The organism is Streptomyces sp. NPDC007164, from assembly GCF_040634135.1.
GTDB lineage: Bacteria > Actinomycetota > Actinomycetes > Streptomycetales > Streptomycetaceae > Streptomyces > Streptomyces sanglieri.
In genome coordinates this window covers 40,451-53,047 of the sequence record NZ_JBEYFB010000010.1, presented here as the reverse complement: position 1 = coordinate 53,047, position 12,597 = coordinate 40,451, and the positions used below count along the sequence as shown (strand labels likewise).

The 12,597-nt window shown below is 72.2% G+C and carries 15 protein-coding genes; 11 read left to right on the top strand and 4 right to left on the bottom strand.

Annotation, left to right across the window (positions count from 1 at the left end):
• Positions 1–21: 21 nt before the first annotated feature.
• From ABZ622_RS15860 to ABZ622_RS15845, 4 genes are all read left to right on the top strand, one after another.
• Complete coding sequence (locus ABZ622_RS15860; RefSeq protein WP_360543391.1) at positions 22–1,023, top strand: nitroreductase; 1,002 nt, start codon at positions 22–24, stop codon at positions 1,021–1,023.
• Between the two features lie 18 nt (positions 1,024–1,041).
• On the top strand, positions 1,042–1,983 hold the full coding sequence (locus ABZ622_RS15855; protein WP_360543389.1) for a universal stress protein: 942 nt from the start codon (positions 1,042–1,044) through the stop codon (positions 1,981–1,983).
• An 83-nt stretch (positions 1,984–2,066) separates the two neighbouring features.
• Positions 2,067–3,290, top strand: a complete 1,224-nt coding sequence (locus ABZ622_RS15850; protein WP_360543387.1) for a hypothetical protein — start codon at positions 2,067–2,069, stop codon at positions 3,288–3,290.
• A 176-nt stretch (positions 3,291–3,466) separates the two neighbouring features.
• Positions 3,467–3,805, top strand: a complete 339-nt coding sequence (locus tag ABZ622_RS15845) for a hypothetical protein (RefSeq protein ID WP_360543385.1) — start codon at positions 3,467–3,469, stop codon at positions 3,803–3,805.
• Here ABZ622_RS15845 and ABZ622_RS15840 read toward each other — a convergent pair.
• Positions 3,738–4,310, bottom strand: coding sequence for a TIGR03086 family metal-binding protein (locus ABZ622_RS15840; protein ID WP_360543383.1), 573 nt, complete (start codon positions 4,308–4,310; stop codon positions 3,738–3,740). The genes ABZ622_RS15845 and ABZ622_RS15840 overlap by 68 nt on opposite strands.
• 91 nt (positions 4,311–4,401) lie before the next feature.
• On the opposite strand from ABZ622_RS15840, the gene ABZ622_RS15835 reads away from it, so the two are divergent.
• The 4 genes from ABZ622_RS15835 (at position 4,402) to ABZ622_RS15820 (ending at position 7,653) form a co-directional block, all read left to right on the top strand.
• Positions 4,402–5,202 carry a helix-turn-helix domain-containing protein gene (locus tag ABZ622_RS15835; protein ID WP_360543381.1) on the top strand — a complete coding sequence of 267 codons (801 nt, stop codon included), beginning with the start codon at positions 4,402–4,404 and terminating at the stop codon, positions 5,200–5,202.
• 36 nt (positions 5,203–5,238) lie between these two features.
• Positions 5,239–5,802, top strand: a complete 564-nt coding sequence (locus ABZ622_RS15830) for a GNAT family N-acetyltransferase (RefSeq protein WP_360543379.1) — start codon at positions 5,239–5,241, stop codon at positions 5,800–5,802.
• Positions 5,803–5,970: 168 nt separating this feature from the next.
• Positions 5,971–6,825, top strand: coding sequence for an NAD(P)H-binding protein (locus tag ABZ622_RS15825; RefSeq protein WP_360543377.1), 855 nt, complete (start codon positions 5,971–5,973; stop codon positions 6,823–6,825).
• Between the two features lie 84 nt (positions 6,826–6,909).
• Entirely contained in the window at positions 6,910–7,653 is a 744-nt protein-coding gene (locus ABZ622_RS15820; RefSeq protein WP_360543375.1) for a Mut7-C RNAse domain-containing protein, read from the top strand.
• Between the two features lie 94 nt (positions 7,654–7,747).
• Here ABZ622_RS15820 and ABZ622_RS15815 read toward each other — a convergent pair whose 3' ends face one another.
• Both ABZ622_RS15815 and ABZ622_RS15810 read right to left on the bottom strand, forming a co-directional pair.
• Positions 7,748–8,236: a MarR family transcriptional regulator gene (locus ABZ622_RS15815; protein ID WP_360543373.1), complete on the bottom strand. Its 489-nt coding sequence runs from the start codon at positions 8,234–8,236 to the stop codon at positions 7,748–7,750.
• A 124-nt stretch (positions 8,237–8,360) separates the two neighbouring features.
• Positions 8,361–8,933: a TetR family transcriptional regulator gene (locus ABZ622_RS15810; RefSeq protein ID WP_360543371.1), complete on the bottom strand. Its 573-nt coding sequence runs from the start codon at positions 8,931–8,933 to the stop codon at positions 8,361–8,363.
• Between the two features lie 125 nt (positions 8,934–9,058).
• Here ABZ622_RS15810 and ABZ622_RS15805 point away from each other — a divergent pair, with 125 nt between their 5' ends.
• Entirely contained in the window at positions 9,059–10,516 is a 1,458-nt protein-coding gene (locus ABZ622_RS15805; protein WP_360543369.1) for an FAD-dependent monooxygenase, read from the top strand.
• Positions 10,517–10,598: 82 nt separating this feature from the next.
• Here ABZ622_RS15805 and ABZ622_RS15800 read toward each other — a convergent pair whose 3' ends face one another.
• Positions 10,599–10,997, bottom strand: coding sequence for a hypothetical protein (locus tag ABZ622_RS15800; protein WP_360543367.1), 399 nt, complete (start codon positions 10,995–10,997; stop codon positions 10,599–10,601).
• A gap of 418 nt (positions 10,998–11,415) precedes the next feature.
• Between ABZ622_RS15800 and ABZ622_RS15795 the strand changes: the two genes are divergently transcribed.
• Together ABZ622_RS15795 and ABZ622_RS15790 are read left to right on the top strand one after the other, a co-directional pair.
• Positions 11,416–11,751 (top strand): YnfA family protein, encoded by a 336-nt coding sequence (locus ABZ622_RS15795; RefSeq protein ID WP_259930096.1) that lies wholly within the window; start codon positions 11,416–11,418, stop codon positions 11,749–11,751.
• Between the two features lie 56 nt (positions 11,752–11,807).
• Positions 11,808–12,566, top strand: a complete 759-nt coding sequence (locus ABZ622_RS15790; protein ID WP_360543365.1) for an SDR family NAD(P)-dependent oxidoreductase — start codon at positions 11,808–11,810, stop codon at positions 12,564–12,566.
• The last annotated feature ends 31 nt before the right edge of the window (positions 12,567–12,597 follow it).

Below are 12,597 nucleotides of genomic sequence, written 5' to 3'. Positions count from 1 at the left end.
TCCCGATCCGCGGGGGGTCAGATGTCCGCCCAGACGCTCACCGACACGGTGGTTGCCGACCTCGTGGCCGACGCCACCGCCGCTCCGTCCATGCACAACGCCCAGCCCTGGCTCTTCCGCTACACACGCGGCGACCGCACCCTCGCCCTCCGGGCCGACTTCGAGCGCGCGATGCCCGCGGCCGACCCCACCACCCGCGCTCTGCACGTGGGCTGCGGCGCGGCCCTGCTGAACCTGCGGGTGTCCGCCGCCCACCACGGCCTGTCCGCGGCCACCACACTGCTGCCCGCCCCGTCCGATCCGGCGTTCCTGGCCGCCGTACGCCTCGACGCCGGCCCCGACACCCCGCGCGACCGGCCCGACGAGGCGCTCCGCGCCCTTCACCCCGCGATCGCGGACCGGCACACCAGCCGCTACCCGTTCGACGAGCAGCCGATCCCCGAGGACGTCCGCGCACGCCTGGTGAGCGCGGCCCGTACCGAGGGCGCGGACCTCGCGTTCCTGGTTCCGCCGCATCTGGAGACCGTGCTCGACCTGATCCGGGACGCCGAGGGGTACGACCGCGGCGACCCGGCGCGGGAGGCCGAGCAGGAGCACTGGGCCCGGTTCACGAAGACCGACGCGCCGGTCGACGGGATCCCCGACTACGCCTTCGGCCCGCGCGACGCCTCCGAGCGGGCGATCAACCGCGATTTCACCGGCACCGGCGCCCCGGCGGGCCGGGCCCGCGTCCTGTTCGAGCGACGGCCGCAACTGGCCCTGCTGTCCACCGAGAACGACCGCCCGGCGGACTGGCTCAGCGCGGGTCAGGCCGTGGAACGCGTCCTGCTCACCGCCACACTGGACGCGGTGTCCACCTCGTTCGCGACCCAGCCCGTCGAATGGCCGGACCTGCGCTGGGTCCTGCGCGACCCCGTCCACGGCACGGGGAGCCCTCAGATGATCATCCGCATGGGATACGGGCCCACCGGTCCGCGAACGCCGCGCAGACGCCTGGACCGGGTGCTGACGATCGAACCGTAGAGAAAGGCGGTGGGAGCGATGCGGCTCCCGGTGGTCGTCGGGGTGGACGGTTCGGAGGGCAGCCTGCGCGCCCTGGACTGGGCCGCGGCCGAGGCGTCGCGCTCCCGGCACCCCCTGCGCGTCGTGCACGCGTCTCTGTGGGAGCACTACGAGGGCCTGCGCCCCACCGTGGACGCCGGGGTGCCCGGCGAACAGCTCCTCGCCGAGCATCTGGTCGCCTCGGCCCGGGACCGGGTGCGCGACCTCAGGCCCGAGGTGAGTGTGGTGGCCGACGTGCAGCCCGAGGACCCGGTGGCCGCCCTCGTACAGGAGAGTCACGAGGCGTCACTCGTCGTCCTGGGCTCCCGGGGCCGGGGCCGGATCGCCGGAATGCTCCTGGGGTCCGTGGGGCTGGCGCTGGCCGGCCGGTCGCACTGCCCGGTCGTGGTGATTCCGGCGAGACAGCCGGGCGCACCGCCGCAAACCGGCCGCATCGTGGTCGGGATCAGCGATGAAGCCGGTCCGTCGGCCGCCGCCGTCTTCGCCCTGGCCCAGGCCGCATCGCGACACGGCGAGCTCACCGCCGTACGCGCCTGGCGCCGCCCCGCGCACGCGCTCCTGACCCATCCGCCCCTCCCGGGCGTCCCCGCTTCCACCCACCGCCGCCAGGCCGAGGAACACCTCGACGAGGTCCTGAAGGCCCTGGAAACCCTGGAGACCCGGAAGAAACAACAGCAGGCGCAGGAGCCGCAGGGCGCGCCCGGCCAGGACGGCTCCGGAACCGTCGTCATCCACCGCTCCGTGGCACAGGGCCCGGCCCACCAGGTACTCATCGAAGCCGCCGAGAACGCGGAACTCCTGGTCGTCGGCGCCCGGCGCAGCAGCGGATGGCACGGGCTCCAACTGGGCCCGGTCAACCACGCGGTGCTGCACTACTCACCCTGCCCGGTCGCCATCGTCCCGGACACGTACCAGGGCTGAGGCCGCCGTCCCGGCACCCACCGACCCGCCTTACGGTTCTCCCCGTACCGATGCACTCACGCACGAGGGGAAGGGCCCGCCCCATGGCCGATGCCGCTGCCACTACCGATGCCGCTGCCGCTGCCGCTGCCGCTGCCGCTGCCACCACTGTCACTGCCACCACCGCTGTCACTGCCGCACGCCTTGTCACCACCCTCGCCGCACCGCTGGACCACGCACGGAAGACGGCGGACGCCCCACGCCTCCTGCACTGGCCGGACGCACGGCCCGGTTCCGGCGACGGGCCGTCAGCAGGCTTCCGGCGCCTGCTCGTCCAGCGCGGCGACACCGAACTGATCGCCGTCGACCCCGGCGATCCGGACGCGGCGCCGGTCCGTTTCCCCGCGCCCTGGCCCCGCGACTTCGGCACCTGCACGGTGGCGCCGGGCGGCCGCCTCGCGGTCTTCGCCGGGGTGCACGCGGTGCGCGCGGTGGATCCGACGGGGGCGGTGCGCTGGGAGGTGGCGCACGGCTGCTGGGAGGGCAGCTGCCGCACCCTCCACACCACGTACGAGGAGTACGCGGCCGACCGCCGCCATCTGTACGCGGACAGCGGCTCGGCCGTGTTCTCCGCGGACGGGACGCTCGTCTGGGCCCATATCCGCGGCCCCGTCGCCGCCTCCGGCCCCGATCCGGAGGCGCTGGACGAGTGGCTGATCCTTGACGCCGCCGACGGACGGGTCCTCGGCCGTGCGGAGACCGGGACGGTGGCGGCCGGCTCCGACCATGTCCCGCATCCCGACCCTGCCCGGATGGGGCTGTGCGTCGGCGAGGGCCAGGACGGGGTGCCGCTGCGGTGGGGCCGGTGGGACGGCGCGAAGCTCTCCGTCGAGCAGTTCTGCAACGACGAACGGATCCTGACGGGGGTGAGCCCCTCGGGAGACCGCTTCCTGACGGTGACCCACTACGAGGAGACGCTCGGCGTGCACCGGATCGACGACGGCTCCGTACTCTCCGAACTCGACACCGAGCACATCGTCCCGCGCCATCCCGAGGCCGATCCCGACGACCGCGACGCCGACGAGACGCTCTGGGACTACGACTGCGGCTTCCTCGACGAGGAGACCGTCATCGCCGGTACGTCGGAGCGGGACGGGGAGTACGGCGAGCAGCGCCACTGGCTGGTGAGCACGGCCGGGGCACGGATGCGGTTGACGGCGCAGGTCACATACCCGTTCCCGATATCCGGCGCACCCACGGCGCTCGGCGACGGCACCTGGTACACGGTGTCGGAGGCGGGCGACGCACTGCACGTGTGGAGCCGGTAGACCGCCCTCGCACCCCCACATCCGGGCACCCGCCCCCGCATCCGGCCGTTCCTCCCGTTCACTGGCTGAGCACACTGGCCGAACACATTGGCCGAAGACAGATCTTCAGTCGGCCCGGCGGAGCTGCCGATGGAGAGGAGACCTGCCTTGGTCCCGTGCGTGCGAGGAGGTCTGCCGTGGGCGACGCCCTGCTGGCCCTGTCCATCCCGGTGCTGGTCTTCGCCTGCGGCATCTACGCGGAATGCGAGAACTGGTGGCGGCGACGGCACCCGGCGCCCCCGTGTCCCGGCCGGCCGGGGCACCGGGCGGCCCGGCAGGCCGAGAGCGCGATGCTGGTGGACGCCGAGGACGTCGTCGACGGCGCGCTCACCAGGCTGGACGGTCTCTACGACACCCCGGAGGCACCGGCGGCCGAGATCCCGGACCCCCGCCCTCCGGCCGCAGATGTCAGGCGCCGGGCAGCCGCCAGCCGGGATCCCGGCCGGTCAGCGCCAGGACCTCGTCGAAGGGACTAGCCCCGTCCGGCACGGGGTGCGGCTCGCCGAACACCTTCGCCTCCCGGGCCATCGGAGCCATCGCGGCCAGCGCGGGACCGATCTCGTCCAGTACCGACTCGTCCGGGGTGAACTCCTGGCCGGTGGCCCGCGCCAGGTCCCAGGCGTGGACGGTCAGATCGCCCAGCACCATGTTCCCGACGGTCCTGGCCGGAAGCCCCATGGCCCCCGTGGTCCCCTCGTCCGCGCCGGGCACCGCCCAGGCCGCCACCAGCCCGGCCGCCTCCTCGCCGAACCGGGCCCGCCAGTCCCCGGTGACGATGTCCGGCGTCGTCCCGAAGTCGACCTCCTTCCTGGCCGCCAGGGCCTGGAAGTTGACGACCACTTGGAAGAGATGACTGATCAGGGCCCGTACGTCGTACTCCGCACAGGGAGTGGGGGCGTCGAGGCCGTCGTCGTCGATCCCGTCCAGCACCGCCACGGCCGGTCCGACGGCCGTGGCCAGCAAATCACTGATCTTCGTCATCCTCCGACGGTGCACGACCGGGCGGCCGGGCGCTTGAAGAAACGCGACACCGTCCGCGCCGGGACGGTCCGGGGATCGTAGGATCGCCGCCATGGCCGGTCCTCGACGCGACACCCGGGGCATCGTCGACGCCCCCGAACTCTTCGCCCAGGTACGTTTCCGCCGCCGCGAACCCGCCGCCGAGCTGCGACCGTACGTGGAGCACTACTGGCTCATCGACTGGGACCTGTCGCAGCCGTACGCCTCCCACGTGGTGCCGCACCCGTCCGTGAACCTGGTCTTCCAGCGGTTCGAGGGCGAGGACGACTTCGTGGAGGTCTCGGGCATCGGGCTGGAGCTCTTCACGCAGAAACTGGAGGGCCGGGGCCGGGTCTGCGGGGTGCAGTTCCGGCCCGGCGGATTCCGGCCGTTCGCACCGGACCGGCCGGTCTCGGAGTGGACGGGGCGGCGGCTCCCCGCCGACGAGGTGTTCACCCCGCCCGCCCCGCCATCGGACGTCCTCGGCCCGGCGGACGAGGACGCGCGGGTGACGGCGCTCGACCAGTACCTGCTGGCGCTCGGCCCGGAACCCGACCCGCAGGCCGAACGCGCGATGGCGCTGGCCGACCTGGTGCGCACGGACCGCACGGTGCGTCGCGTCGACGAACTCGCCCGCACCGCGGGGCTGTCGCCGCGCTCGCTCCAGCGGCTCTTCGCCTCGTACGTCGGCGTCGGCCCCAAGTGGGTCATCCTCCGCTACCGCATCCACGAGGCCCTGGAGCGGGCGGAATCGGACCCGCAGGTGAACTGGGCGGCGCTCGCCGCGGAACTCGGCTACAGCGACCAGGCCCACCTGATCAGGGACTTCACCGCCACGGTCGGCGTGCCCCCGACGGCGTTCGCCCCGCGCTGACCGCCCGATGTCAGTGCCCCGTCCTACAGTTCCGGTATGGAACGCAGCGCTTCATCTCCCGTACGGATCGAGGCTTGGTCGGATGCCGACCTGGAGCTGCTCCGCCGCGTCAACGCACCTGAGCTGATGGACCACTTGGGCGGCCCCGAGACGGAGGAGCAGCTCATAGCTCGCCACGGGCGCTACGTGGAGCTGAGCGCGGACCGCACGGGCCGGGGCAGGATGTTCCGCATCGCGCTGACGGACAGGGCCGAGGCGGTGGGCACGATCGGCTTCTGGGAGCGGACCTGGCAGGGCCAGGAGGTGTACGAGACGGGGTGGGCCGTCCTCCCCGAGTACCAGGGCCTGGGCATCGCGACGGCCGCGACGACGGCGGTCGCCGAGCAGGCCCGCGCCGAGCGCAAGCACCACTTCCTGCACGCCTACCCGTCCGTGGAGAACGGCGCGTCGAACGCGGTGTGCCGCAAGGCGGGCTTCGCCCTGATCGGCGAGTGCGACTTCGAGTACCCGCCCGGCCATGCGCTGCTGACGAACGACTGGCGGCTCGACCTCGACCCCGGCCGCGACCCCGACCCCGACCTCGGCCGCTTCGCTTCGTAGCCGCAGACGCAGACGTAGCCGCAGCCGCCCCGTCCCTGGAGGCCCGCCTCCGGGGACGTCCGAAAGTGCTTTGACACCTCTCCCATCCCCCTGAATATTTATCTGCGCGACACAGCTTATTCTTGCCGCAAGTATATTTGCCGTACCCGCAGAGGGGATTCCTCCACCATGACCACTCTCGTCACCGGATGCCGGGGCCGTATCGGCTCCACGCTCGTCTCGCTGCTGCACCGCGACGGCCACGCCGTCCGGGCGGCCTCGCGCACCCCCGAAAGCCTTGCCGCCACGGCCGACGCACTGCCCGCCGGCGTGCCCGTCGTGGCCTGCGATCTCGGCGATCCGGCCACTTTCGGGGCCGCTCTCGACGGCATCGACTCCGTCTTCCTCTACGCCACCCCGTCCGGCATCGACGCCTTCCTCGCCACGGCCGAGACCGCCGGGGTGAGCCACATCGTGCTGCTCTCCTCCAGTTCGGTTCTGGCCCCGGACGCCCGGGAAAACCCGATCGCCTCCTCCCACCACGCGGTGGAGCAGGCCGTGATCGCCTCGCCCCTCACCACGACGCTGCTGCGCCCGGGGGCGTTCATGAGCAACGCGTTCCAGTGGGTGCAGTCGGTACGGGCCCACGGCTCCGTCGATCTCCCCTACCCCAACAGCCACTCCAGCCCCATCCATGCCACGGACATCGCCGAGGCCGCCCTCGCCGCGCTCACCGAGCCCCGCCTGCAGGGCGCGGCGTACCACCTGACCGGCCCCGAATCGTTCACCGCCGCCGAGCAGATCGGCCTGCTGGCAGCGGCATCCGGGCACCCCATCACCGTCAACACCGTGACCGGAGCCGCCTGGAAGGAGTCGGTGGCCGCCTTCATGCCCGGGCCGGTCGCCGACGGGCTGCTCGCGTACGCGGCCACTCTGGACGGCGTCCCGGACGAGGTGACGAGCGACGCCGAGAAGCTGACCGGCCACCCGGCCCGCACCTTCGCCGCCTGGGCCGAGGAGCACGCCGCGGCTTTCCGCCCCTGAGCGACGAAACTCTGCGAGCACCGAAACTCTCTGAGCATCGAAACCCCCTGGCTGGCACACCCCGGCCGATGACATCCTGGCGGGGTGAACGGACCGGAGATCCACCTCGAAGTCGCCCCCGAGCTGCGGCTCTTCGTCGCACATGAACGCCGCCGGGGGCGCACGGCCGTGACAACGGACGGCTCGTCCACCCTCGGCCACGTCGTGGAGTCGCTCGGCATCCCGCTCACCGAGGCGGGGGAAATCCTGGTCGACGGCCGGCCCGTGCCGGTCTCACACATCCCGGGGGCCGGCGAACTGGTCGAGGTTCGTGCCGTGGCACGCCCCCAGCAGGTCCCGGGCGCGCCCCTGCGGTTCCTGCTCGACGTCCACCTCGGCACCCTGGCCCGGCGGCTGCGGCTGCTGGGTGTCGACGCGGCGTACGAGAGCGAGGACATCGGCGATCCCGCGCTTGCCGCCCGGTCGGCACAGGAGCGGCGCGTACTGCTCTCACGGGACCGCGGGCTGCTGCACCGGCGCGAGATCTGGGCCGGGGCGTACGTCTACAGCGACCGCCCGGAGGACCAGCTCCGCGATGTGCTGGAGCGGTTCGCCCCGCACCTCGCCCCGTGGACCCGGTGCACCGCCTGCAACGGCCCGCTGAAGGCGGCCGACAAGGACGCGGTCAGCGAGCAGCTGGAGCACGGCACCCGGAGCTCGTACGACGTCTTCGCGCAGTGCACGGAGTGCGACCGCGTCTACTGGCGGGGCGCCCACCACTCCCACCTGGAGGCGATCGTCACGAAGGCCCTCAAGGAATTCGCACCCACATCGGCGGACGGCGCGTAGCCCGGCGCCAGTCCCACCGCCACACGCCGCATGCCACACGCCATGCGGCATGCCGCATGCCGCATCACGCACCGCCGTACACCATCGGCGGTCGTCACGCGCCGCCGGTGGCCTCCCGCAGCGACTCGACCTGTAGCGCGCTCAGCTCGACCGTCCGCCGCATGTGGGCGATGAGCAGGGCCACTTCATCGTCGTCGTACGCCTCGAACATCGCCGCCCACGCCCCGTTCAGCCGCTCCCAGACCGCCCCGATCTCCACTATCCGTTCCGGCACGGTCGTGACGAGCACCCGTCGCCGGTCGACGGTGTCCCGCTCGCGCGTCACGTATCCGCCCCGCTCCAGCCGGTCGACCAGCCGGGTCGCCGAGCCCGTGGTCAACCCGGTCAGCTCCGCGATGCGGCCCGTGGTGACCGGCATCGCCTCCAGACTGAGCAGGTTGAGGCACTGGAGATCGGTCGGGTGGAGCCGCAGATGGTCGGCGACGGCCTGATTGAAGAGCGCGAAGGCGGCCATGTAGCGGCGTGACTCGACGGTCAGCTCGGCCATCAGCGCGCTGCGGCCGGGCTGGGGCTTCTGCGACATACAGAGAGTGTACGGAGCAGCCAACCGCCTCGGCCCGGCCAGGTCAGGCCAGGTCAGAGCCGGTCCCGGCAGGGTCAGGCCCGCTCCCGGCAGGCCCACCCCGCCCCGCCCCGCCCCGGCCCGGCTACGGCGTCTCGGCGGTCAGATAGCGCTGGACGGTGGGTGCGAGCCAGGCGATCACCTCGTCGCGCGACATCTCGACAGCGGGCCCGAACCGCAGCACATAACGCGCGAGCGCCATCCCGAGGATCTGCGAGGCGACGAGCACCGCACGGCGGGCCGCTTCGGCGGGGACCGGACAGACCCCGACCGTGACCGCGCCGATCTGCTCGGCGAAGATCGCCCTCATCCGCTCGGCGCCCGCTTCGTTGGTGACGCTGACCCTGAGCATGCCCGTGAGCACGTCGTCACCCTCCCAGCGGTCCAGGAAATGCCCGATCAGCACCGCACCCACGTGCTTGCCCGGCAACGCACCCAGCTCGGGTATCCGCAGGTCGATCGAGGAGGCGGCGACGAACAGTCCCTCCTTGTTGCCGTAGTAGCGCATGACCATCGACGGGTCGATGTTCGCGTCGCGGGCGATGGCCCGGATGGTGGCGCGTTCGTACCCGTCGGCGGCGAACCGCTCGCGCGCGGCATCGAGGATCGCGGCCTTGGTGGCATCCGAGCGGCGGGGCGCGGTGGCGGACTCTGTCATGCCAACAAATGTAGGCCAACAAGCGTTGACATGCCAGTTCCGTCGGAGCTACCGTTGCCAACAAGCGTTGACCAACAGTCGTTGGCATAACGGTGACAGCTGATGAACGGGCCCAGGAGGCAGTCATGACCACCACCCCGAGCACCGCACCCGAAACCGTCGACGCACTCATCGTGGGCGCCGGCCCCACCGGCCTGCTGCTGGCAGGGGACCTGGCGGCCCAGGGCATCTCCGTCACGCTCGTCGAGCGCCGCCCGCACCGGACGAACAACATGACCCGCGCCTTCGCCGTGCATGCCCGCACGCTCGAACTGCTCGACAGTCGCGGTCTGGCCGACGAGCTGATCAAGACCGGCACCCCGCTCACCTCCCTGCGCTTCTTCGGGAAGCTCTCGCTCGACCTCTCCCGGCTGCACACCCGGTTCCCGTTCGTGCTGATCACTCCGCAGTACGAGGTGGAGCACCTGCTGGAGCGCCGGGCCCGCACCGCCGGCGTCCACTTCCGGTACGAGACGGAGCTGACCTCGCTCCACCAGAGCGCCGCAGCGCAATCCGTCACCGCCGAGCTGCGCGAGGCGGACGGCAGCCGGACGACCCTCACCGCCCGCTATCTCGTAGGCACCGACGGAATGCGCAGTCCCGTGCGCCATGCACTCGGGCTCCCCTTCCCCGGCAGATCGGTGATCCGGTCGATGGTCCTCGCCGATGTCCGGCTCACCGACGAGCCCTCCGACATCCTGACGGTCAGCGGCGGGGGAGATGCCTTCGCCTTCATCGCACCCTTCGGCGACGGCTGGTACCGCGTGATGGGGTGGCACCGCGCGCACCAGGCGGCCGACAGCGACCCCGTCGACCTGGACGAGCTGCGCGAGATCTGCCGCACCGCCCTCGGCACCGACTTCGGCATGCACGAAGCACGCTGGATCTCCCGCTTCCACAGCGACGAGCGCCAGGTCCCGTGCTACCGGACCGGACGGGTCTTCCTCGCCGGGGACGCCGCCCACGTCCACTCCCCCGCGGGCGGCCAGGGCATGAACACCGGCCTCCAGGACGCGGCCAACCTCTCCTGGAAGCTCGCCGCCGTACTACGGGGGCGCACGGCCGACCCCGAAGCGCTCCTCGACAGCTACCACGCCGAACGGCACCCGGTCGGCGTGAGGGTGCTCCACACCAGCGGCGCGCTTGTCCGCCTCGCCATGGCCCGCACCCCGCTCCAGCGGACGGTCAGGACCTTCACCGCCAAGACACTGGCCATCGTCCGGCCCGCCTCGGACAGGGCCATCGGCATGGTCTCCGGCATCTCGATCGCCTACCGGGCCCCACGCGGTGCGCATCCCCTGACCGCGAAGCGCGCCCCCGACCTGAGCCTCCGGGAGGGCCGCCTGCACCAACTGCTGCGCGACGGCACGTTCGTCCTGGTCACCCCCGACGGCACCGCCGCTCCGGCAGCACCGACCCCGCTGGTGCACGCCCACTGGCAGGGCGACCGCACCACCACCCTGCTCGTCCGCCCCGACGGCTACATCGCCTGGGCGAGCGACCACCCCGACCCGGCGGCCCTGCGGGCCGCACTCGACCGATGAGCACCGGACCCGCATCGGCTGCCCCTACGAGCACCGGGCCCGAACCACCCGCCGCGTCGCTCGCCGTGTCGACCGCCGGGGTTCAGAACACGTACTCGTCGCCGGTGGCCGGGGCCAGCACCTTGTGGTCGTTGTTCCTGGAGTTCCGGTCGGTCGCTCCGCCGTTCCACAGGGTGTCGACCCGTACGACGACCTCGTCCGGCCGCCCGGCGAGCCGCAGTTCGAGGGCCAGCCGCCGCTCCTGCACCCCGTCGGCGCGGAGGCTGCCCGTCCGGCACAACACGGTCCGCCGGTCGGCCCGCAGACAGCTCTGCGGAAGTTCCTGCCGTCCGGCGAGCGCCACCGAGGTCCGCACGCGCACGGTCACTCCGGTCAGACTCGACGGGCCGTGGTTGTCGGTCCGCACCCGGACCTTGAGCCCCGCACCCCACAGCAGGACATGCCCGTGGTGCGACACATCGGCCTCGGGCGCAATGCCCACGAAGGGCTCAGGAAGAGCGGAGGCCCCGGAGAGCGCGGCGGCATCGGGACGAGCAGAAGCCGCAGCGAGCACGGAGGCATCGGGACGAGCGGAAGCCGCAGGAAGCACGGAGGCACCGGGACGAGCGGAAGCCGCAGGAAGCACGGAGGCACCGGGACGAGCGGAAGCCCCGGCAAGCACGGAGGCGCCGAGGCGATCCGAAGCCCCAGGAAGCGCGGAGGGCATCATGGCCGCGGAAGGCACGGCGGTCGCGGCCCCCGCCCCCAGCACCACACTCCCGGCCAACAACGCCGTCGCGGAGACAGCTCGCGCAGCTCTATGTGTCACTACCATGCCCCGAAGATACAGATCGCCCCGAATCATCCGTATTTACCGACCGGTTCGGCGCGCCCTTCTCCTCACATGACACGCTGCCCTCATGTCGATCGCCCGATCCGTCGCTCTCTTCGTCGTCGCCGCGCTCTTCGAGATCGGGGGCGCCTGGCTGGTCTGGCAGGGCGTGCGCGAGCACCGGGGCTGGATCTGGATCGGGGCGGGCGTCATCGCGCTGGGCGCCTACGGCTTCGTCGCCACGCTTCAGCCGGACGGCGAGTTCGGCCGCATCCTCGCCGCGTACGGCGGGGTCTTCGTCGCCGGCTCGATCGCCTGGGGCATGGTCGCCGACGGCTACCGCCCCGACCGCTGGGACGTGATCGGCGCGCTGATCTGCCTCGCCGGCATGGCAGTGATCATGTACGCCCCCCGCAGCCACTGACCCCGGCACCTGCCTATCCTGACCCCCGTACCGATCAGCTGTCCGAGGAGTCCGCCATGGCCGCCACCCCGATCGCCGTCATCACCGGAGCGAGCAGCGGCATCGGCGCCGCGACCGCCCGGCAGCTCGCCGCCGCCGGCTACCGCGTCGTGGTGACCGCCCGCCGCAAGGACCGCATCGAGGCGCTCGCCGCCGAGATCAACGAAGCGGGCCACCAGGCCACGGCCTACGCGCTGGACGTCACCGACCGCGATGCGGTGAACGAGTTCGCCACGGCGTTCCGTACCCTCGCCGTCCTCGTCAACAACGCGGGAGGCGCGCTCGGGGCCGACCCCGTCGCCAGCGGCGACCCCGCCGACTGGCGGCAGATGTACGAGACCAACGTCATCGGCACGCTCAATGTCACCCAGGCCCTGCTCCCCGCCCTCACCGCGAGCGGCGACGGCACGGTGGTCATCCTCTCCTCCACCGCCGGCCTCTCCACGTACGAGGGCGGCGGCGGTTACGTGGCCGCCAAGCACGGCGAGCACGTCCTGGCCGAGACCCTCCGCCTGGAGATCGTCGGCACCCCGGTCCGCGTCATCGAGGTCGCTCCGGGCATGGTCAAGACCGAGGAGTTCGCCACCACCCGCTTCCGCGGCGACGCCGAGAAGGCCGCCAAGGTGTACGCGGGCGTCGACGCACCCCTCACCGCCGACGACGTGGCCGACACCATCTCCTGGGCCGTCACCAGGCCCAGCCACGTCAACATCGATCTCCTGGTCGTCCGCCCCCGCGCCCAGGCCTCCAACTCCAAGGTCCACCGCACCGCCTGACCGGAACGGACCGGACGGGACGGGATAGGGC